We start from the raw sequence: 20,336 nt of genomic DNA on the forward strand, positions 1-20,336 counted from the left end.
AGTTGCACACGCAAGGACCGCATCTAGAGGACTAAACGCGGTCCTAGACCGTGTCGAGGATCATCTCGAACGCCGCTTCGGCCGCGCCCAGCAGTTTCACGTCCGCGCCGAGCGCCGAGCTCACGATCTGAGTCCCGCCCACGGCACGGCTGACGAGGCTCCGCCGCCGGACCTCGGCCGCCACCGACTTCACCACCGAATCGGGCAGCACGGTGAGCAGGTCGCCCAGCACGACCAGCTGCGGGCCGAGCAGGTTGACCACGTTCACCAGGCCCAGCGTCAGCCATTCCGCGAACTCCGAGAGCCGTTCCTCGGCCGCGTGCGGGTCCCGGCCCAGCTCGCGCAGCTCGAACAGGATCGCCCCGCGCGGGGTGTCCTCGGGCAGGTCGAGCGCACGGCACAGGGCCGCTTCGCCCACCTCGGTCTCCCAGCAGCCGCTGGATCCGCAGTAGCAGGGACGGCCGCCCGGCCGGATCGCCATGTGCCCGATCTCGCCGACGTAGCCGGAGCCGCCGCGCAGCGCCGAACCGTCCGCGATGATCCCTCCCCCGACACCGACGTCCGCGGAGACGTACACGGCGTCGGACGAGCCCCGCGCGGCACCGCGCAGGTGTTCGGCGATGGCCCCGAGTTCGGCGTCGTTGCCGACCAGGATGGGGATGCGCAGCACACCGCCGAGCCGTTCCCCGAGCGCCACGTCGGTCCAGCGCAGGTTGGGCGCCTCGTGGACGTGCCCGTCCGCCCGGCGGACGACGCCGGGCACGGACACCCCCGCGGCGATCGGCTGTACGCCGAGGTCGCCCGCCAGTACGGTGGTCGACTCGATCACGTGTGTGATCACCTCGTCGGCCTCCCGCATCCGGCCGCGGAGATTCCAGCTGTTGCGCCCGAGGATCTGGCCGCCGAACCCGACCAGCGCGATCGCCACGTGTTCGACCTGGAGATCGACCGCGAGCACCACCGCCGCGTGCGGCTGCGGCAGGACCAGGAGCGAGGGGCGGCCCGCCCCTCGTCCCGGCCTCGGGACCCGCTCCTCGACGACACCCGCTTCCGCGAGGCCGTCGACGAGGGTCTTGATGGTGCTGCGGTTGAGCCCCAGCGAGGTGGCCAGGGTCGCCCTGGTGCTCGGGCCGCTGACGTGCAGCAACCTGAGCAGGGTCGTGCGGTTGTGCCTGCGCACCTCGTCTGGTCGTGCAACGGGTGTGCTGGTCACGGACTTCATCATTCCATGCGGACTCAGCGCGGCGACGCAGCCGCGCGGCGCCGGGACAGCGCGTCCACCGTTGCCGCCAGCAGCAGCACCAGACCGGTGACGATGTTGACCACCGCCGCCGACTGCTTGAGCAGGCCCAGCGCGTTCTCGACGACCGCGAGCACGAGGCCACCGATCACCGCGTCGACGACCCGGCCCTTGCCGCCGAACAGCGACGTACCACCGATGACGGCGGCACCGACCGCGAACAGCAGCGTGTTGAGGCCACCGGCCTGCGGGTCGACCGAACCGACCTTCGACGAGTAGACGATCGCGCCGACCGCCGCCACCGCCGAGCAGATGACGAACACCGACGCGCGGATCTTCTCGACGTTGATCCCGGCGCGGCGGGCCGCCTCGCGGTTGCCGCCGACGGCGTAGATGTGGCGGCCGTACTGCGTGCGGTTGAGCACGTAAGTGCCGAGCACCAGCAGCGCGAGCACGATCGGCACGACGTACGGGACACCCGAGATCACGATGTTCGGGTTGGGCGCGCGGTTCAGCGTCAGCAGGTACGTGGCGATCGCGGCGACCACGCCGATCGCACCGACCTTGAACAGCACCATCGGCGTCGGCTGGGTGACCAGTCCGCGCTTGAGCCGCGAGAAGTGCTGACCGAGGCTCACCGCGGCGAAACCGCCCGCGAAGATCAGGAAGAGGATCCAGCTGCCCAAAGTGGACAGGTTGCCGTTGGCGACCTTGAACAGCACGTCCGAGGTGCTGATGCCGAGCGTGCCGCCCTCGCCGATAAACTGGAGGATGACGCCTTGCCAGGCGAGGAAGAGCGCCAGTGTCACGACGAACGACGGCATGCCGATCTTGGAGACGAGGAAGCCGGTGAGGACACCGATCGCGCCACCGACACTGATCGCGAGAAGGATCTCGATCCACGGGTTGGCCGCGGTTCCCGAAAGCACCAGCGCGATCGCGAGCACGGCGAATCCGACACCCGCCCAGATCCGCAGGATCACCCCGAGCAGGCCGGCGATCGCGAGCACCACGAGGAACGTGATGAACACGCCGTTCCCCATACCGCCCAACAGGTTTCCGTTGCGCACGTAATGCATCGCCAGCACCGCGGCGGTGACACCGGACGCGGTACCCGCGGACAGGTCGATCTCGCCGAGCAGCAGCACGAACACGATGCCCATCGCGATGATCGCCTTGCCGGCGCCCTGCGCCATCAGGTTCGCGATGTTGTTCATCGTCAGGAAGGTGTCCGACAGCGAGGCGAACACGATCACCAGCACGAGCAGGCCGAGCAGCGCCGGGAGCGAACCCAGCTGTCCCGCCTTGAGCCGGGAGAAGTAGTCACCGACGGCCTCGCGCGTTGACATCGATGTCGTGTCGATGCCGAAGTCCGTGATGGCCGCCGACGGGTTCAGCGCTGCGGCCGCGGACTTGCCCCCTTCCGGCGAAGCGGGCTTTGCAGGTGTCTCAGTCATTTCCGGTTCTTTCTCGCCTCGTACTAGAGGACGGCGGCTTCGGGGCGGGCAAGGCCGAGGTCGCCGGAGCGGCCGGCGGTGATCAGTTCCACGACCTGGCCGTGGGTGACGTCCTTGGTGTGCACCTCGGCGACGAGACGGCCGAGGTAGAGCACCGCGATGCGGTCGGCGACCTCGAAGACGTCGGCCATGTTGTGGCTGATCAGCACCACACCGAGGCCTTGTTCCGCGAGGCGGCGGACGAGGTCGAGCACCTGACGGGTCTGCGCGACGCCGAGCGCGGCGGTCGGCTCGTCGAGCAGGACCACCTTCGAGTCCCACAGCACGGATTTGGCGATCGCGACGGTCTGCCGCTGCCCGCCCGAGAGGGCCGAAACGGGCGTACGGACGGACTTCACGGTGCGGACCGAAAGCGAGGCGAGCGTCTCGCGGGCCGCCTTCTCCATGCTGGCCTCGTCGAGCAGCCATTTGCTGCCGCGTTCCCGGCCGAGGAACATGTTCTGGACGATGTCGAGGTTCTCGGCCAGGGCGAGGTCCTGGTAGACGACCTCGATGCCCAGATCCGCGGCGTCACGCGGGCCGTGGATGTTCACCGGCTTGCCCTGGAAGGTCACCGTGCCCGAGTCGTAGCCGTGGATGCCGGCGATCGACTTGACCAAAGTGGACTTGCCGGCACCGTTGTCGCCGACCAGCGCGGTGACCTCGCCGGCGCGCACGTTGAAGTCCACGTCGTGGAGGACGTGGACCGGCCCGAAGCTCTTGTTCAGCTGCTTCAGTTCGAGGATGGGTTCACTCATTGGGGTTCTCCCGGCTGGATACCGGGCCGGGGCGCGCTGTGTCCGAGTGCGCCCCGGCCCGGTGGTCTGGGTTTGACGGGTCAGGAGATACCGAGCTGCGTGCACGCCGCGGCCAGGTCGCCGCCGCAGATCTCGGCCGCCTTGACGTAGCCCTGCGTCACGACCTCCTTGACGCCTTCCTTGGTGGTCAGCTTCGGCTCGAGGAGCACGGACTTGACCTCGCGGTTGCCCTTCGGGTCCTTCGCCTTGCCGGTGGCCAGCGCGTCGGCGCCCGCCTTGTCGCCCTTGGCCAGCAGGACGGCGAGCTTCGCCGCGGCCTCGGCCTCTTCCTTGATCGGCTTGAAGACCGTCATGTACTGGTCGCCGCGCAGGATCGCCATGAGGCCGTCCGCGGTGGCGTCCTGGCCGGTGACCGGGACCTTGCCGTTGAGGCCGTTCTTCTTCAGCACGGTGATGACCGCGCCGGCGAGACCGTCGTTCGCGGCGACGACGCCGTCGACCTTGCCCTTGTTGTCGGTCAGGATCTGCTCGAAGGTCTGACCGCCCTTCTGGTTGTCCCAGTTGTCGATGGCCTGCTCACGCACGAGCTTGAGGTCGTTGCTGGCGAACTTCGGCTGCAGGACGGACTTCTGGCCGTTCGCGAACAGCGTCGCGTTGTTGTCGGTCGGGGCACCCTCGATCATGACGACCTCGGCACCCTTCTTGTCCTTCAGCGCGTCGGCGAGGCCCTGGCCCTGCAGCTGGCCGACCTTCTCGTTGTCGAACGAGACGTAGTAGTCGGAGCTGCCGCCGAGGTTCAGGCGGTCGTAGTCGATCGTCGGGATACCGGCGGCCTGCGCCTTCTTGGCGACCGCCGAACCGACCTCGCCGTTGATGGCGGCGATGATCAGGACCTTGACGTTCTGCGCGATCATGCCGTCGGCCAGCGTGGTGAACTTCTGGACGTCGCCCTGGGCGTTCTGGACGTCGGCGTCGAAGCCCGCGTCCTTGAGCGCCTTGGTCAGGAACGGCTTGTCGAAGGACTCCCAGCGCGCGGAGGTCGCGGTCTCCGGCAGGATGACGCCGACCTTGCCGCCGGCGGCGGCACCACCCGGGGCGGGCGCGGACTGCGAGGAGTTGCCGCTGTTGCCCGAGTCGGCGGTGTTGGCGCCGCAGGCGGAGAGCACCAGGCCGGCGCCCACCGTCGCGGCGAGGAGGGTAAGGGTTCTGCTGCGCATCCTCGTTCCTTCCGGATCTTGCTCGCGGGCGGCGATCCTGAGGGACCGGTCGCACCATCGCGCATATGTTGTGGGCGACAACATATGCCGCCGAACGTGTTTCGCGGAAGATGGCTGGATCGATTAAGCCTCATCAAATGGACACGGTTTGGCAACGTGGCCGTAGCAAGGCGTATGAAGTCTAGGTCCGCTGACGGTGTGACCGCCACCACTCACTCAGCGTGATCGGCGCAGCTGATCGCGGTGTGAGGACCGGCGGGATCGCCGATGCCCCCTGGACCGAACTGGCGGCTTCGCGTGATTGGACGGACGACACTCGTGATCGGATGGACGACACGCGTGTCTGGACGGACGACACGGCGTCCGGCCGCCTCCCGCGGTGAGTCGTCCGCCTGATCACGCGTGTCGTCCATCCGAGCACGCGTGTCGTCCGATCACCGCACTGCACACCAGGGCACTCACGACCCTGTGCTCTCGCGCCGGATGTCATGAGGGGTCCCCTTAAGACGAAATTTGTCTTAAGGGGACCCCTCATGACGTTCTCGGGTACGGGGCGGTCACCAGGAACGCAGGGTGACGATCCGCTCTTCCAGCTGTTCCACCGAAGCCATCGCGGTCGGCGGTCCGCCGCAGACCCGGCGCAGTTCGTTGTGGATCGCGCCGTGCGGCTTCCTCGTCCGGTGGTGGTGCACGCCCACCAGCGCGTTCAGCTCCTTGCGCAGCGCGCCGAGCCGTTCGCTGACCGACTGCGGCCGCGCGACCGGCGCGGCCTCTTCGGCCTTGGGCTTGCGCCGCTTCTCGTCGGAGAGCTGCTCCTCCTGCCGCTTCCGCAGCAGGGCGCGGACCTGGTCCGGTTCGAGCAGCCCCGGCAGGCCGAGGTACTCCTGCTCCTCGTCGGAACCGGAGAACACCGCGGTACCGAAGGAGTTGCCGTCGTAGATGACCTGGTCGAGCTCGGCGGAGGCACCCAGCGAGGTGAACGCCTTCTCCTCCTCGCCCGGCTCGTCCTCGGTGCGGTTGGCCTGGGCGAGGAGTTCGTCCTCCCAGCCGTCCTTCTCGCGGTGCGGCTTGCCGAGGACGTGGTCGCGCTGCGCCTCCAGCTCGCTGGCCAGCTCCAGCAGCACCGGCACGCTCGGCAGGAAGACCGAAGCCGTCTCGCCGGGTTTGCGCGAACGCACGTACCGGCCGATGGCCTGCGCGAAGAACAGCGGGGTCGACGCGCTCGTGGCGTAGACGCCGACGGCCAGACGGGGGACGTCGACGCCCTCGGACACCATCCGGACCGCGACCAGCCAGCGGTCGGTCGAATCCGAGAACTCCTTGATCCGCCCGGACGCCTTCGGGTCGTCGGAGAGGACGACCGTCGGGTTCTGGCCGGAGAGGCGCTCCAGGATCTTGGCGTAGGCGCGCGCGGACTCCTGGTCGGTGGCGATCACCAGGCCGCCGGCGTCCGGGATGCCGTTGGCGCGGAGCTGCGCGAGACGCGTGTCCGCGGCCTGCAGCACCGAGGGGATCCACTCGCCCGCCGGGTCGAGCGCGGTGCGCCAGGCCCGGGCGTTCTGCTCGGCGGTCAGCGGCTCGCCGAGCCGCGCGGTGAACTCCTCCCCCGCGCTCGTGCGCCAGGAGGCCTCACCGGAGTAGGCGAGGAAGACGACCGGGCGGACCACGCCGTCGGCGAGCGCGTCGGCGTAGCCGTACGAGTGGTCGGCCTTGCTGCGCTGGAAGCCCGAACCGTCGGGCTCGTAGGTGACGAACGGGATCTGCGAGTCGTCGCTGCGGAACGGGGTCCCGGTCAGCGCGAGACGGCGGACGGCGGGCGTGAACGCCTCGCGGACCGCGTCGCCCCAGGACTTCGCGTCACCGCCGTGGTGGATCTCGTCGAGGATGACCAGCGTCTTGCGGTTCTCGGTGCGCACACGGTGCAGCGTCGGATGCGCCGCGACCTGCGCGTAGGTCACCGCGACACCGTGGTAGTCGCGTGACGTGGCACCGGCGCCGTTGCGGAAGTTCGAGTCGATCGCGATCCCCGCGGCCGCGGCCGAGGCGGCCCACTGGTGCTTCAGGTGCTCCGTCGGCGCGACGATGGTGATCTTCTCGATGGTCCGGTCGCTCAGCAGCTCGGCGGCGATCCGGAGACCGAACACCGTCTTGCCCGCGCCCGGCGTCGCGACGGCCAGGAAGTCCTGCGGTTTCTTCGTCAGGTACTTCGTCAGTGCTCGCCGCTGCCACGCACGCAGCGGGCGAGCGGTGCTGTCCTTCGCCGCGGGAGGCGCACCCAGCTCGCCTCGACCACGTTCAACCGTTTCCGCCATGCCGGTTCCCCACCTCCCTCACGGTAAAACCGCTGGTCAATCGCCTAGCCACAAGCGAAAACCCCCACTTGGGTATCCGGCGGCGACGCCGGCGCCTGAGGTGAGGGCACTCCGGAGAGCCTACCTGCCGGGCCCGCGGAACGCCTGAAGCGCCACCCCCGTTGTCGGTTTACTCACCCGAAAACCCAGGGGTGGCGAGCCGAATGCCGCAGCATGGACCATGCTGGACACCGTCAAGGGCGCTCGGCGCCGGCGGAGGAGCTGCATGAGCGAGGAGAACGGCCGTCCCGAAGCGGCCGCCGAGGTCGCGAAGGCCCGCAGAGGTCCGTTGCGCCTGCTCAGCCGCACGCTCAACAAGGCCTGGGAAGGCAACATCTTCTCCGAGGCGGCCGAAGCCGCGTTCTGGCAGACGCTGTCACTGCCGCCGCTGCTGCTGGGCCTGCTCGGTTGCCTCGGCTTCGTCGGCGACTGGTTCGGCCAGGAGGTCGTGGTCGCGGTCCACGACCGGATCATCACCTTCAGCAAGACGATCTTCAGCGACAACGCCGTCCACGACATCATCGAGCCGACGGTCAACAGCATCCTGTTCGTCGGCAAGGGCGAGATCGTCTCCGTCGGCTTCCTGATCTCCCTGTGGGCCGGTTCGTCGGCGATGTCGTCGTTCGTCGACGCGATCACCGTGGCGCACGACCAGTACGGCGTCCGCAACGACGTCTGGCAGCGGATCTTCGCGCTGCTGCTGTACCTGGCCGGGCTGGTGATCCTGGTGGTCGGACTGCCGCTGCTGGCGATCGGACCGGACCTGCTCCCCCAGTTCTTCCCGAACGACTGGCGCGACACGGTGTCGTTCTGGGTCGGCACGCTGTACTACCCGGTGCTGGCCGTGATGATCGTGCTGGCGCTCACCACGCTCTACAAGCTCTCGCTGCCGCGACGGCTGCCGTGGCACCGCGGGCTGCCGGGCGCGATGCTCGCCATGGTCGTCTTCCTGCTCTCCAGCATCGGGCTGCGGATCTACCTGAACTGGATCACCAAGACCGGCTACACCTACGGCGCGCTCGCCGCGCCGATCGCGTTCCTGTTGCTGATGTTCTTCATCGGGCTCGCGGTGGTCGGCGGCGCGTACTTCAACAGCGCGATCCAGGAACTCTGGCCCGCCAGGGCGACGAAACGCCAGCGCCGGAAATGGCGACGGCTGGAAATGGAACGTGCCGGGGAACGAATCCGCGCCGAAGAGGGTCGCAAACTGTGGGAACGGACGACGGTCCCGCTCCGCCGTCCCCGCCAGAACGGCGATTCTCCCGAAAGTGACGGCGAACACGCGCCGGAACAATCGGTGAACGAAGAAACGCAGAGCGAAACCGATCAGGTGACCGAACGGCGAAGTTGACTCCGTTCGGTCGACGACCTCATCCCGAAGTCGTACTCCGATTCCACCCGTGGTGTGAATCCAATCCACCCCCCGCCATGAAAAGCTCGCGGTAATCGCACGTTCCCGAGTTGCCTTTCTGGGGGATCCCGTCATGTCCACGCTGGCCAGACTGAGCCTGCGCAACCGAAGTCTCATCGGGCTGCTCGCCCTGGTGGTGATCGGCTTCGGGGCCTTCGCCCTGCCGCAGCTGAAGCAGCAATTGTTCCCGTCACTGCAATTCCCGCAGGCGCAGATCATCACGCCGTACGCGGGCGCGTCGCCGGACGCGGTCGACCGCCAGGTCACCGAGCCGCTCGAAGGCGGTCTCCAGGGCCTCAAGGGGCTCGAAGAGCTGAGCTCGACGTCGTCGGAGGGGCTGTCGCGGATCACCGCGCAGTTCGAGTTCGGCACGGACATCGACGCGGCCGTCGGGCAGATCCAGCGCGTCGTCGACGGGCTCAAGGCGCGGCTGCCGCAGAACAGCGAGACGTCGGTGTCGGCGGGATCCACCGACGATCTCCCGGTCGTCCTGCTCGCCGCCGGGACCACCGGTGACCCGCAGACCCTCGCGCCCGCGCTGACCGGGGAGGTCGCGCCGGAGCTGCGCAAGATCGACGGCGTCCGCGACGTCGAGGTGACCGGCGCGCGGCAGGCGAGGGTCACGATCGCGCTGGACTACGCGAAGCTGGCCGCCGCGGGGGTCGACCCGTCGTCGATCGCCACCACCTTGCAGACCGCCGGCGCCGCCGTCCCGGCCGGGACGCTGACCGAGGGCGACAAGACGCTCACCGTCCAGGTCGGCGGCGGACCGACCACAGTGGACACGATCAAGAACCTCTACCTGACACCGTCGGCCACCCCGGGATCGCGCCCCGGCGCGCAGGCTCCCAAGCCGGTGCAGCTCGGCGACGTCGCGGACGTCCAGGCCGGGTTCGCGCCCGCGACGTCGATCACGCGCACCAACGGCAAACCGAGCCTCGGCCTGTCGATCACCATGGTGGAGAACGGGAACGCGGTCGCGATCTCGGAATCGGTGCGGGACAAGCTGCCCGAGCTGTCGAAGAAGATCGGCGCCGAGATGAGCGTCGTGTTCGACCAGGGCACCCCGGTCAAGGACGCGATCAGCGGCCTGACCACCGAAGGGCTGCTGGGGCTGGCGTTCGCGGTCGTGGTGATCCTGCTGTTCCTGATGTCGCTGCGCTCCACGCTCGTGACGGCGGTGTCGATCCCGCTTTCGGTGGTCGTGGCGCTCCTGGCGTTGTGGACCGGCGACCTGTCGCTGAACCTGCTCACCCTCGGCGCGCTCACCATCGCCATCGGCCGGGTCGTCGACGACTCGATCGTGGTGCTGGAGAACATCAAACGACATCTGGCGTACGGCGAGGAGAAGCAGCGCGCGGTCCTCGACGGCGTGCGCGAGGTGGCGGGGGCCGTGACCTCGTCCACCCTCACCACCGTCGCGGTCTTCCTGCCGATCGCCTTCGTGGGCGGGTTCGTCGGCGAGCTGTTCTCACCGTTCGCGATCACGGTCACCGTGGCTCTGCTGGCGTCGCTGCTGGTCTCGCTGACGATCGTGCCGGTGCTGGCGTACTGGTTCCTCAAGCCGCCCAAGACCCCCGCGAACGAGCACGAAGCCGAGCTCACGCGGCAGGCGGCCGAGGACAAGGAACGTCGTGGGCCGCTCCAGCGCGGATACGTGCCGGTGATCCGGTTCGCCACCCGGCGCCGGGTGACCGTGGTCCTGCTCGCGCTGATCATCTTCGGCGGCACGGTCGGACTGGCGTCACAGCTGAACACGAACTTCCTCGACCAATCCGGCTCGACGACGTTGAGCCTTTCGCAGAAGCTGCCGCCCGGCACCAGCCCCGAGGCCAAGGAGAAGGCCGCCGGCGCGGTGGAGCAGGCGCTCGCCGCCGAACCGGCCGTCGAGACCTACCAGGTCAGCATCGGCGGCGGGAACTTCTTCGGCGGTGGCGGGACGGCGACCAGCATCCAGGTCACCGTCGCCAAGGACACCGACCTCGACGCGCTTTCGGACCGCCTGCGGGGCATGCTGGACAAGCCGGAACTCGGCGAGGTCAAGATCGGCGCGGAAGCGGGCGGGTTCAACTCGGACCAGGTCTCGATCACCGTCACCGCGCCGAACGAGGCCGCGCTGAAGCCGGCCGCCGAGCAGATCCGCCAGGCCCTGTCCGGGGTGCCGGACCTGACCGAGGTGACCAGTGACCTCGCGCAGGGCGCGCCGCGGGTGCAGGTCGAGGTCGACGCCGCCAAGGCCGCCGCGAGCGGGCTTTCGGCGACCACGATCGGCCAGATCGCGAACCAGGCGATCGCCGGCCGCACGGTGACCCAGCTGCCGGTGGACGGTCAGCGCACGGACATCGTGCTGCGGGCGGGTTCGGCTCCGGTGTCGGTCGACGCGGTCAAGGCGCTGCCGATCCCGAGCGCGACCGGCGTCGTCCGGCTGGACTCCGTCGCGGACGTGTCCACTGTGGACGGCCCGGCCGCGGTGCACCGCACCTCGGGCGAGCTGAGCACCACGGTCACCGCCAAGAACACCGGCGCGGACCTGGCCGCCACCACGAAGGCCATCCAGTCCAAATTGGACGGCCTGACCTTCACCGGCGGCGCGGCGTACAAGCTCGGCGGGGTCAGCGAGGATCAGCAGGAGGCCTTCGGGAACCTGTTCCTCGCGCTGCTGGCCGCTGTCGCGATCGTGTACCTGATCATGGTGGCGACGTTCCGCAGCCTGATCCAGCCGCTGATCCTGCTGGTGTCGATCCCGTTCGCGGCGACCGGCGCGATCGGGCTGCTGCTGGCCACCGGGACCGCGCTGGGCCTGCCCGCGCTGATCGGGATGCTGATGCTCGTCGGCATCGTGGTGACCAACGCGATCGTGCTGATCGACCTGATCAACCAGTACCGGGCTTCGGGGATGAGCGTCGCCGACGCCGTCGTCGAAGGTGGACGGCGGCGGTTGCGGCCGATCTTGATGACCGCGGCCGCGACCATCTTCGCGCTGGTCCCGATGGCGCTCGGCCTGACCGGCCAGGGCGGGTTCATCGGGCAGCCGCTGGCGATCGTGGTGATCGGCGGGCTGGTCAGCTCGACCCTGCTCACGCTGATCCTGGTGCCGACGCTGTACACGATGGTCGAAACGCGGAAAGAGAAGCGCCGCGCGAAGAAGGAAGCCCGGCGGTCGCCTTCGGAGGCGCCGGCCTCCGAGACCCTGACGCCGGAGCCGACCGCGTAGACCTGGGGGCAGGGGAAGAGAGGCACGCCGGGCCTGGTGGGGGCTCGGCGTGCCTTTCGCCGCTTCGCAGTTAGTCGACTACTTGCGCGAGCTCCGAAGGGCGGCGCAGGTCGCGTGCTTGGAGCCGTAACTCACGTGCTTGAGCCCGTAACTCGCGTGCTTGAGCCCGTAACTCACGTGCTTGAGGCCGTGACTCACGCGCTTGGGCGAGTTCCGGCTCCAAGCACGCGAGTCACGGCTCTGATCACGCGAGTTCCGGGTTCAAGCACGCGAGTCACGGCTCTGATCACGCGAGTTCCGGGTTCAAGCACGCGAGTCACGGCTTCGGGCACGGGTCTCAGGACTTACGGAACCGCCAGGTCTTGCTGTCGAAGGCCACGCACCACGAAGGCGACAGCACGACCACCCGCAGGGTCCCGTCGGCGGCGACGTCGATGCCCTCGGTCTCGAAGTTCCCGCTGCAGGTGCTCTTCAGCGGCAGCTGCCCCAGCGAGATCACCCTCCCGGTCACGTCCGAACCGGACAGCGCACCGGAGAGATCCACCTGCAACAGCGGTTTGGTCGTCCCGAACAGCGAACCTTCGGGATCGTCGGACGAGCACAGCAGGCGCGTCGCGTTGACGAAGTCGCAGCCCTGGATGTCCCGCACCGGCTTGTCGAGCCGGATCGCGGACGCGTACGGCAGGTTCGCCGACGGGTTCGTGTGCGCGACGCCGGGCATCGGGTGCACGAGGAGCCGGTCCATCGTGCCCCACTCGCCCGCCACCATCCAGCGCGCGTCGGGCGTCACGGCGGCGAACGAGTTGTTGTTCGCTTCCCACGACTCCAGCGCGTGCTTGTAGTTCGCCCATTTCCCGTCGGGGGACTCGACGCGGAAGAGCTTCTCGCCCCGGTCGTCGCGCTGGTAGGGCTCCACGTACCAGCCCTGCGCGGAGCCCGGGTCGCCGACGTGGCCCCAGCCCTGCGACGACAAATCCACGGGAACGGTCGTGATCCCGGTGTAGCGGTAGATCGTCCTGGAAGGCCGCTCGATGGTGGCCAGGCCCTGGCCCTCGTCGAGCGGGCGGGCGTTGTCCGAACCGACCGTGGTCCAGCCTGTCACGGCTTGGGCGGCGGCGGGTGAGAACACCGCGACCAACGCGGCGATGGCGAGCACGATCCCGGTTCTACGCATGAAGGCTCCGTCCCGGCGGGGTTTCGCTGGCGGGTACTGATTACCAGCGAATACCGGGACGGGCAGCCACCATGTGAAGGATTTTCAGATTTTGTCCGGTTTCGGACACCGGACGGCCAGGTGTCAGTCGCCCGGCTTGAGACCGTCGTAGATCTTCTTGCAGTCCGGGCAGACCGGCGAACCGGGCTTCGCCGACTTCGTCACCGGGAAGACCTCGCCGCACAGCGCCACCACGTGCGTGCCCATGACCGCGCTCTCGGCGATCTTGTTCTTGCGCACGTAGTGGAACATCTTCGGCGCGTCGTCATCGGTGCCGTCGGTGCCCTCGGGACGGGTATCCGGCTTCGGAAGGGTCTGTGTACTCACCCCTCCATAATGCCCCAAATCCTCCTGCGCACACCGGCGACCTGGCAGGATCTCGCCCATGTTCCAGAAGGTGCTCGCGACATTCGGTTCGGGCGGGGCGAAGATCGACGCCCGGCTGCTCGACCGCACGGTGTCCCCCGGCAGACCCCTGCGCGGCGAGGTCCTGCTGCTCGGCGGCGAAGTCGATCAAGAGATCAACGGCCTTTCGGTGAAGCTGCTCGCCAGGGTCACCCTCCCGGACGAGCGCCGTCCCGGTGTCGAGGACCTCGAATTCGGCACCCAGCAGCTGGCGGGCAGCGAGCGGATCGGGCCGGGTCAGCAGGTCCGGATCCCGTTCGAGGTCGCCCTGCCCTGGGAGACGCCGATCTCCAGCGTCTTCGGCAAACCGCTGAACGGCATGGCCATCGGCCTCCAGACCAGCCTCGACATCGCGAACTCCGTCACCGACCCGGTCGACGTCGACGCCGCCGCGATCGAGCCGCTGCCCGCGCAGAAACGGATTCTGGACGCCTTCAGCCGGATCGGCTTCGTCTTCCGTGAGGCCCTGCTGGAACGCGGCCGGATCAACGGCGCGACGCAGCAGCTCCCGTTCTTCCAGGAGATCCGCTTCACCCCCTCGCCGCGGTTCGCGCCCGCTTTCACCTCCGTGGCGGTGACGTTCTTGTCCTCGCCTTCGGAGACGCAGGTCGTGCTGGAGGTGACCAAACGGGTCCGCGTGTCCAAGAGCGGCGGATTCGGCGGGCGCGGGCAGGAGTTCCTCGGCCTGTTCAAGGTCGACCACGCCGCGCTGGACCGGGTCAAGTGGGAGCCACAGCTCGAAGGCTGGCTGCACGAGGTGGCCAAATCACGCGGAATCTTCGACTGAGATGGACTGGCCGACCGCGATCACCCGGCTCGGGGGCGATCACCAGATCGCCGCCGTCGCGTGGGACGACCTCCAGACCCGCTACGCCGAGCCGCATCGCCGCTATCACGATCTGCGGCACGTCACGGCCGTCGCCCGCGACAGCGGAGCCCTCGCCGTCGCCTTCGGCCTGGGCGCGCGCGAGCGGGCCCTCGTCGCCGTCGCCGCCTGGACGCACGACGTCGTCTACGACGCCCGTCCCGGAGAGGACGAGCAGGCGAGCGCGGCCTGGACCCGCGACGAGCTCACCAACGCGCGGGTGCCGGCGGCCGAAGTCACCCGCGCGGAGGACCTGGTCCTCAGCACGATCCACCACACCGCCCCGGACGACGACCTCCTCGCCACCGCGCTGCTCGACGCCGACCTCGCGATCCTCGGTTCCTCACCGGAGAGCTACGAGGAGTACGCGAACGGTGTCCGGGAGGAGTACTCGATCTACTCGGACGAGGACTGGCGCGCGGGCCGCGCGAGCGTGCTGGAGAACCTGCTGGCCCGGCCGCGGCTGTACCGCAGCGACATCGCGCGGGCACGCTGGGAGAGCAAGGCGCGCGAGAACCTGGCGAACGAACTGACCCGATGGCGTGACGCGGAGCCGGATCACCGATGATGTTCGTTCGTGACTCCGCAACTGTCCCTTCACGAAGAGGTCGCCTCCGCCCTCGCCGCCGGTGATCCCGTCGTCGCGCTGGAGAGCACCATCCTCTCCCACGGTCTCCCGCCCGGCCGCAACCTCGACGTCGCCCGGCGGCTGGAGAAGGTCGTGCGCGACGGCGGCGCCGTTCCCGCGACCATCGCCGTACTCGACGGCGTCCCCCTGATCGGCCTCACCGGCGAGCAGCTGGAACGCGTCTGCGCGCCCGGCGCCGAGCTGGACAAGCTGTCCCTGCGCGACATCGGCCCGGCCGTCGGCCTCGGCCGCTCCGGGGCGACGACGGTCGCGAGCACCGCGGCACTGGCCGCCGCGGCCGGGATCGGCATGTTCGCCACCGGTGGGCTGGGCGGCGTGCACCAGGGCGCGGCCCAGAGCTGGGACGTCTCGGCGGATCTGGGCGTGCTCGCGAAGGTGCCGACCACGGTCGTCTGCTCCGGGGTGAAATCGGTGCTCGACATCGCCGCGACGCTGGAGCTGCTGGAGACCAACTCGGTACCGGTGCTGGGTTACCGCACCGGCGAGTTCCCCGCGTTCTACCTCCGCTCGTCCGGCTTCGAGGTGCCGTGGCGGGTCGACGACGCCGCGCAGGCCGCCGCCGTCATCGCCGCGCACCGCGCGCACGCGGATTCCGGTGTCCTGCTGGCGAATCCGATCCCCGAAGCGTCCGAAATGGACAAAGAGCTGCACGACCGGCTGCTCGCCGAAGGGCTGGAACTGCTGAAGGCCCAAGGGGTGCACGGCAAGGACGTCACGCCGGTGCTGCTGGAGCATTTCCACACCGCGAGCGGCGGCGTGAGCCTCGACGCGAACGAGGCACTGGTGCTGTCCAACGCCGAACTGGCCACCTCGGTCGCCGTCGCACTCGTGGGGAGCGCGGCGTGAGCGGCGGCATCGTCGTCGTCGGCGACGTCGGCCTCGACGTGGTCGCGCGGCACGAGGGCCCCATCCCGCACGGCGGCGACATCCGCGCGAAGGTCCACTTCACCAGCGGCGGCGCGGGCGCGAACACCGCGCTCTGGCTGCGCTCCGAGGAAGTGGAGACCACGCTGGTCGCGCGGATCGGCGACGATTCCGGCGGCCGCATGGTGAAGACCGAGCTGGAAGCGGCCGGCGTCCGCTGCGAGTTCGCCGTGGACCCCGAAGAACCGACGTTCTGTGTCGTGGTGCTCGTCGACGGCGCGGGCGAGCGGAGCATGCTCGCCGACCGGGCCGCGAACGCCAAGTTCAGCCCCGAGGACGTCACCGAGGCGGCGCTGGCCGGGGCGAGCCACCTGCACCTCTCGGGCTACGTCCTGCTGTATCCGTCGTCGCGTCCCGCGGCGCTCGCCTCGCTGGCGGCGGCGAAGAAGGCCGGGCTGACGACGTCGGTCGACCCGCAGGCGGCGACGCTGATCACCGATCCGGCGGGCTTCCTCGACGACGTGCGCGGCGTCGACCTGCTGATGCCGAACACGAGCGAACTGGTCGCGCTGACCGGGTCGAGCGATCCCGAAGCGGCGAAGGAACTGCTGGACTACGTGGGCGAGGTCGTGGTCACCGCCGGTCTCGACGGCGCCAGCTGGGTGGACGCGAGCGGCACCATCACCTCGGTGCCCGCGCAGCCCGCGGAGTGCGTGGACTCCACCGGCGCGGGAGACGCCTTCGACGCCGGTGTGCTGGCGGCGTGGTTGCGCGGCGAGTCCACCGTGGAGGTGCTTCGGGCCGGTACGCGGCTGGGTGCGCGTGCGGTCGCGAAGGTCGGCCCGCAGCCGTAGCGAAAAACGCTATGAAAGGTCCTTTCCTTGCAAATTTTGCAAGGAAAGGACCTTTCATAGCACGTGACTGCGCGCGCGAAACGGGTCAGCCGCCGTCGATGACGCGGTGCGTGGTGCCTTCGATACGGGTCGGTTCCGCCTCGTACCGGTTGACCGACTCGCTCTTGCGCGGCGGCCGGTCGTTGGCGACCAGGACGGCGATCCAGGGCAGCGGGATCGAGATCGCGATCAGCGCCAGCGCGAGCCACCAGGTCTCGTAGAAGATCCCGGCCAGGATGAGGCAAGGGATGCGGAACGACATCATGATGATGTACTTCCGCTTCCGTTTGGCGAGCTGGTCTTCGTAGGACGGGGCGGCTTCGGTGATCAGCACCGGAGCGGGTTCCCTCGGTTCGGGACCGTGGGCGGGCGCGTTCACAGCACCACCTCCGGCATCCATGCTCCCACTCCCCGGGCTCATCCGACACCTGGGTGGGTGAACCGGTGCAGGGCCGCGACCACGAGCGTTTCGACGCCCGCCGAGAGCGTCGGATGCGGGATGGGCGCGAAGAGCGGCGAGTGGTTCGAAGGAATGTCCTGTTCGAACCGCCCGGCGGTCATCGCCGCGATGACCTTCTCCGCGTCCAGCCCGCCGACCAGCCAGAACACCGACGGCACCCCGGCCGCCCGGCCGAACTCGCTGAAGTCTTCGCTGCCGGTGACCAGCGGCGCGGGCATCACGCGGCCTTCGCCGAAGTGGTCGGCGAAAGCGGCCGCGAGGCCTTCGGTGGCCTTCTCGTCGTTCTCGGTCACCGGGAACGCGCCGATCCGCTCGATGTCCGGCGGTTTCGGGGCGCCCGCGGTGGCGGCCTCGCCGTGGACGATCCGTTCGACGGCCGCGACGACCTTCTCCCGCACCGCCTGGTCGAACGACCGGATGTTGACCTCGAGCACGGCGTGGTCGGCGATGATGTTGTGCGCGGTACCGACGTGCAGCGAACCGACGGTCACCACCGCTGATTCGGTCGCCGAGATCTCCCGCGAGACGATGGTCTGCAGCTTGAGCACCACCGACGCGGCGAGCACGGCGGGATCCACCGTGGTCTCGGGGCGCGAACCGTGCCCGCCCCGGCCGTGCAGCGTGATGCGCAGCGCGTCGGTGGCCGCCATGATCACGCCCGGCCTGGTCAGCACCCATCCCGCCGGACCGGGGACGACGTGCTGGCCGAGGACGACGTCGGGTTTGCCGGCGGGACCGAAGACCCCGTCCCGGACCATCCCGACAGCACCGTCCCCCGCCTCCTCACCCGGCTGGAACACGACCATCAGCGTGCCCGACCAGTGCTCGCGTCCCGACGCGAGCAGCGAGGCGGCGCCAGACAGCCAGGTGGCGTGCATGTCGTGGCCGCAGGCGTGCATCACCGGGACGTCGCGGCCGTCGGCGTCGACCCCGCGCGCGGTACTCGCGTAGGGCAGTCCGGTCTTCTCCTCGACCGGCAGCGCGTCGATGTCGGCGCGCAGCATCACCTTCGGGCCGGGCCCGTTGCGCAGCACGCCCAGGACGCCGGTGCGCCCGATGCCGGTGTGCACCTCGTAACCGTCGGCCTCCAGGCGCCGGGCCAGTTCGGCGGCGGTCCGGGTTTCGGCGAACGACAGCTCCGGGTGCCGGTGGAGGTCGGTGTACAGGTCTTCCAATCCGGGCAGCGCCGCCTGCAGCGGTGCCAGGACACGTTCGAGGCTCACCACTTCATCCTGGCAGTATTACCGAACGTGAGCACATCAGCGGCCCTCCCCGACCTGTCCGACGACGTCTGCGCGAGGCTGCGGGACGCCTTCCGCCGGACGGGTTACGACGCCGACGGCGTGGTCGACGCCCTCGGACCGGCGCACGCCGCCCTCGGGCGCGGCGAACCCGAACTCGCCTATCGCGCGACCCGCGACTCCGGCGACCTCGGCACCCTGATCCGGCTCTTCCTGCTGGGTTCGACCGAAGCGGAGAAGGACGTCGAGGCCGCTTTCGCGCCACTGTCCCTCGATGACGCGGTCGCCGCCACGCTGCTCGTGCCCAACGCCGACGGCTACCGGGCCGGTCTCGACGTCCGCCCGCACGGCGACGACGAAGGCTCGTGGTGGGTCGTCGCCGACCTCGACGCCGACATCCTGGGCAAGACGGTGCCCGAAGACCACGTGCTCGGCGTCGGGCACGCGTCGCTGAGCCTGATCCGGGCCACCAGCCGCCGCGAGGTCGGCAGCCTGCTCGACGTCGGCACCGGCAACGGCGTCCAGGCGCTGCACGCCACCCGGCACGCGAAGAAGGTCACCGCGACCGACGTCTCGGCCCGCGCGCTGGCACTGGCCGCGGCCACCTTCCGGCTCAACGAGCTGGACGTCGAACTCGTGCGGGGCGAGTGGTTCGCACCGGTCGCGCGGCGCCGGTTCGACCAGATCGTCTGCAATCCGCCGTTCGTGGTCGGCCCGCCGCGGGTCGACTACACCTACCGCGACTCCGGTCTCGCCGGTGACGACGCCAGCGCGCTCGTGGTGCGGCAGCTGCCCGGGTTCCTCAACGACGGCGGCACCGGCCAGCTCCTGGCGTCCTGGCTGCACGTCGAGGGCGAGGACTGGGGCGATCGGGTGACCCGCTGGCTGCCCGCCGAGACCGACGCGTGGTTCGTCCAGCGGGACATCGCGGATCCGGGCCTGTACGTCGGCACGTGGCTGCGCGACGCGGGCATCGACCCCCGCTCCCCCGAAGGCCGTGCCAAATCCGGCGCCTGGCTCGACTGGTTCGCCGAAAACGACGTCCAGGGCATCGGTTTCGGCTTCGTCACCCTTCGCCGGGCGGGCGGCGCGACCCCGACGATCGTGTGCGAGGACCTGCGCCAGGCCTACGACGACCCGCTGGGCGCCGAGGCGGCGAACTGGCTGGATCGCGTGGAATGGCTGCGCGCCAACGGCGATTCCCTCCTCGATGTCCGTTTCCGGGTGCCGGAAAGCGTTCTTCTGGAGAGCGTCGCCGAACCGGGCGAGGAGGGCTGGGCCACGACCGTCCAGCGCCTGCACCGCACCGACGGGCCCGGGTGGTCGCACGAGGTCGACGAGCTCGCCACGAGGCTGCTCGCGGGCTGCCAGGGCGCGCTGCCGCTGGAGGACCTGATCGTGCTCCTGGCGGCCGCTCAGGGCCTGGAACCGCAGGAGCTGGCCGAGGCCGCGCTGCCGGTCGTGCGAGAGCTGGTCCGGCACGGCATGCTCCTCCCCGCCGCCTGATGCGGGCGGTGGTGGCGAGGGTCACGGAAGCGAGCGTGACCGTCGGCGACGAGGTGACGGGCGCCATCGACGAGCCGGGTTTGCTGGTACTGCTGGGAATCCACGTCGACGACGAGATGTCGAAGGTGGCCACCATGGCACGCAAACTGCACGAAGCTCGCATACTTCGCGACGAGGAATCCTGCGCCACCATCGGCGCTCCCCTGCTCGTCGTAAGCCAGTTCACCCTCTACGGGGACACCCGCAAAGGCCGCCGTCCGTCGTGGACGGCGGCCGCCCGCCCCGAAGCCGCCGAACCACTCGTGACGGCCGTCGTCGACGCCCTGCGCGAACGTGGCGCGCGGGTCGAGACCGGCCGCTTCGGCGCGATGATGGCGGTGCGGAGCGTGAACGACGGTCCGTTCACGCTCCTCCTAGAGGTCTAGACCATCTCGGTTTCTCCCGCGCACGGTCATTCTCAGGAAAAGCTCAGGGTTGGTCGAGCAACGTCCCAGGTCAGCCACCCGTCTCTCCTGTAGCGGCCGGGAACGTTTTCGGACCTCCCGGCGTTGAG

The 20,336-nt window shown here is 69.4% G+C and carries 17 protein-coding genes; 8 read left to right on the forward strand and 9 right to left on the reverse strand.

Annotated elements, in window-relative coordinates; genetic code table 11:
• Nucleotides 1–43: 43 nt before the first annotated feature.
• The 5 genes from ACFWMR_RS18360 to ACFWMR_RS18380 all read right to left on the reverse strand — a co-directional run bounded on the left by ACFWMR_RS18360 (nt 44) and on the right by ACFWMR_RS18380 (nt 7,023).
• On the reverse strand, nt 44–1,225 hold the full coding sequence (locus ACFWMR_RS18360; protein WP_093932597.1) for an ROK family transcriptional regulator: 1,182 nt from the start codon (nt 1,223–1,225) through the stop codon (nt 44–46).
• 11 nt (nt 1,226–1,236) lie between these two features.
• The gene (locus ACFWMR_RS18365; protein WP_093932598.1) at nt 1,237–2,697 is read right to left on the reverse strand and encodes a sugar ABC transporter permease; all 1,461 of its coding nucleotides are present in this window, start codon (nt 2,695–2,697) and stop codon (nt 1,237–1,239) included.
• Nucleotides 2,698–2,720: 23 nt separating this feature from the next.
• The gene (locus ACFWMR_RS18370) at nt 2,721–3,494 is read right to left on the reverse strand and encodes an ATP-binding cassette domain-containing protein (RefSeq protein WP_020637409.1); all 774 of its coding nucleotides are present in this window, start codon (nt 3,492–3,494) and stop codon (nt 2,721–2,723) included.
• 80 nt (nt 3,495–3,574) lie between these two features.
• Nucleotides 3,575–4,711: a sugar ABC transporter substrate-binding protein gene (locus tag ACFWMR_RS18375; RefSeq protein ID WP_093932599.1), complete on the reverse strand. Its 1,137-nt coding sequence runs from the start codon at nt 4,709–4,711 to the stop codon at nt 3,575–3,577.
• A gap of 557 nt (nt 4,712–5,268) precedes the next feature.
• Complete coding sequence (locus ACFWMR_RS18380; RefSeq protein WP_378379200.1) at nt 5,269–7,023, reverse strand: DEAD/DEAH box helicase; 1,755 nt, start codon at nt 7,021–7,023, stop codon at nt 5,269–5,271.
• Between the two features lie 265 nt (nt 7,024–7,288).
• Between ACFWMR_RS18380 and ACFWMR_RS18385 the strand changes: the two genes are divergently transcribed.
• Nucleotides 7,289–8,413: a YihY/virulence factor BrkB family protein gene (locus ACFWMR_RS18385; protein WP_378379201.1), complete on the forward strand. Its 1,125-nt coding sequence runs from the start codon at nt 7,289–7,291 to the stop codon at nt 8,411–8,413.
• A gap of 133 nt (nt 8,414–8,546) precedes the next feature.
• On the forward strand, nt 8,547–11,687 hold the full coding sequence (locus ACFWMR_RS18390) for an efflux RND transporter permease subunit (RefSeq protein WP_378379202.1): 3,141 nt from the start codon (nt 8,547–8,549) through the stop codon (nt 11,685–11,687).
• Between the two features lie 337 nt (nt 11,688–12,024).
• Here ACFWMR_RS18390 and ACFWMR_RS18395 read toward each other — a convergent pair whose 3' ends face one another.
• Nucleotides 12,025–12,861: a hypothetical protein gene (locus ACFWMR_RS18395; protein ID WP_378379203.1), complete on the reverse strand. Its 837-nt coding sequence runs from the start codon at nt 12,859–12,861 to the stop codon at nt 12,025–12,027.
• A 123-nt stretch (nt 12,862–12,984) separates the two neighbouring features.
• Nucleotides 12,985–13,227: a DUF3039 domain-containing protein gene (locus ACFWMR_RS18400; RefSeq protein WP_005164469.1), complete on the reverse strand. Its 243-nt coding sequence runs from the start codon at nt 13,225–13,227 to the stop codon at nt 12,985–12,987.
• Between the two features lie 58 nt (nt 13,228–13,285).
• On the opposite strand from ACFWMR_RS18400, the gene ACFWMR_RS18405 reads away from it, so the two are divergent.
• Genes ACFWMR_RS18405 through ACFWMR_RS18420 form a run of 4 tightly spaced genes read left to right on the forward strand, consistent with a single transcriptional unit; the run spans nt 13,286 to nt 16,537 of the window.
• Nucleotides 13,286–14,092, forward strand: a complete 807-nt coding sequence (locus ACFWMR_RS18405) for a sporulation protein (protein WP_378379204.1) — start codon at nt 13,286–13,288, stop codon at nt 14,090–14,092.
• A 1-nt stretch (nt 14,093) separates the two neighbouring features.
• Nucleotides 14,094–14,738, forward strand: coding sequence for an HD domain-containing protein (locus ACFWMR_RS18410; protein WP_378379205.1), 645 nt, complete (start codon nt 14,094–14,096; stop codon nt 14,736–14,738).
• A gap of 9 nt (nt 14,739–14,747) precedes the next feature.
• The gene (locus ACFWMR_RS18415) at nt 14,748–15,665 is read left to right on the forward strand and encodes a pseudouridine-5'-phosphate glycosidase (protein ID WP_378379206.1); all 918 of its coding nucleotides are present in this window, start codon (nt 14,748–14,750) and stop codon (nt 15,663–15,665) included.
• Complete coding sequence (locus tag ACFWMR_RS18420; protein WP_378379207.1) at nt 15,662–16,537, forward strand: carbohydrate kinase family protein; 876 nt, start codon at nt 15,662–15,664, stop codon at nt 16,535–16,537. The genes ACFWMR_RS18415 and ACFWMR_RS18420 overlap by 4 nt, the downstream gene beginning before the upstream one ends.
• Before the next feature lie 85 nt (nt 16,538–16,622).
• Here the strand turns inward: ACFWMR_RS18420 and ACFWMR_RS18425 are convergent, their stop codons facing one another.
• Entirely contained in the window at nt 16,623–16,976 is a 354-nt protein-coding gene (locus ACFWMR_RS18425) for a DUF3099 domain-containing protein (protein WP_093932608.1), read from the reverse strand.
• 17 nt (nt 16,977–16,993) lie between these two features.
• On the reverse strand, nt 16,994–18,259 hold the full coding sequence (locus ACFWMR_RS18430; RefSeq protein WP_093932609.1) for an amidohydrolase: 1,266 nt from the start codon (nt 18,257–18,259) through the stop codon (nt 16,994–16,996).
• Between the two features lie 27 nt (nt 18,260–18,286).
• On the opposite strand from ACFWMR_RS18430, the gene ACFWMR_RS18435 reads away from it, so the two are divergent.
• Both ACFWMR_RS18435 and dtd read left to right on the forward strand, forming a co-directional pair.
• Nucleotides 18,287–19,783 carry a DUF7782 domain-containing protein gene (locus tag ACFWMR_RS18435; protein WP_378379208.1) on the forward strand — a complete coding sequence of 499 codons (1,497 nt, stop codon included), beginning with the start codon at nt 18,287–18,289 and terminating at the stop codon, nt 19,781–19,783.
• Complete coding sequence (gene dtd / locus ACFWMR_RS18440) at nt 19,783–20,208, forward strand: D-aminoacyl-tRNA deacylase (RefSeq protein WP_378379209.1); 426 nt, start codon at nt 19,783–19,785, stop codon at nt 20,206–20,208. Before ACFWMR_RS18435 ends, dtd begins: the two co-directional genes overlap by 1 nt.
• The last annotated feature ends 128 nt before the right edge of the window (nt 20,209–20,336 follow it).

It is taken from the genome of Amycolatopsis thailandensis (assembly GCF_042723255.1).
GTDB classification, from domain to species: Bacteria; Actinomycetota; Actinomycetes; order Mycobacteriales; family Pseudonocardiaceae; genus Amycolatopsis; species Amycolatopsis thailandensis.

Excerpts from the sequence above, each read along its gene's own strand:
- ACFWMR_RS18410 (WP_378379205.1), top strand. The coding sequence starts at position 14,094 with ATGGACTGGCCGACCGCGATCACCCGGCTCGGGGGCGATCACCAGATC.
- ACFWMR_RS18370 (WP_020637409.1), bottom strand. The coding sequence starts at position 3,494 with ATGAGTGAACCCATCCTCGAACTGAAGCAGCTGAACAAGAGCTTCGGG.
- ACFWMR_RS18390 (WP_378379202.1), top strand. The coding sequence starts at position 8,547 with ATGTCCACGCTGGCCAGACTGAGCCTGCGCAACCGAAGTCTCATCGGG.
- ACFWMR_RS18385 (WP_378379201.1), top strand. The coding sequence starts at position 7,289 with ATGAGCGAGGAGAACGGCCGTCCCGAAGCGGCCGCCGAGGTCGCGAAG.
- ACFWMR_RS18365 (WP_093932598.1), bottom strand. The coding sequence starts at position 2,697 with ATGACTGAGACACCTGCAAAGCCCGCTTCGCCGGAAGGGGGCAAGTCC.
- ACFWMR_RS18425 (WP_093932608.1), bottom strand. The coding sequence starts at position 16,976 with ATGGATGCCGGAGGTGGTGCTGTGAACGCGCCCGCCCACGGTCCCGAA.
- dtd (WP_378379209.1), top strand. The coding sequence starts at position 19,783 with ATGCGGGCGGTGGTGGCGAGGGTCACGGAAGCGAGCGTGACCGTCGGC.
- ACFWMR_RS18405 (WP_378379204.1), top strand. The coding sequence starts at position 13,286 with ATGTTCCAGAAGGTGCTCGCGACATTCGGTTCGGGCGGGGCGAAGATC.
- ACFWMR_RS18380 (WP_378379200.1), bottom strand. The coding sequence starts at position 7,023 with ATGGCGGAAACGGTTGAACGTGGTCGAGGCGAGCTGGGTGCGCCTCCC.
- ACFWMR_RS18360 (WP_093932597.1), bottom strand. The coding sequence starts at position 1,225 with ATGATGAAGTCCGTGACCAGCACACCCGTTGCACGACCAGACGAGGTG.
- ACFWMR_RS18375 (WP_093932599.1), bottom strand. The coding sequence starts at position 4,711 with ATGCGCAGCAGAACCCTTACCCTCCTCGCCGCGACGGTGGGCGCCGGC.
- ACFWMR_RS18395 (WP_378379203.1), bottom strand. The coding sequence starts at position 12,861 with ATGCGTAGAACCGGGATCGTGCTCGCCATCGCCGCGTTGGTCGCGGTG.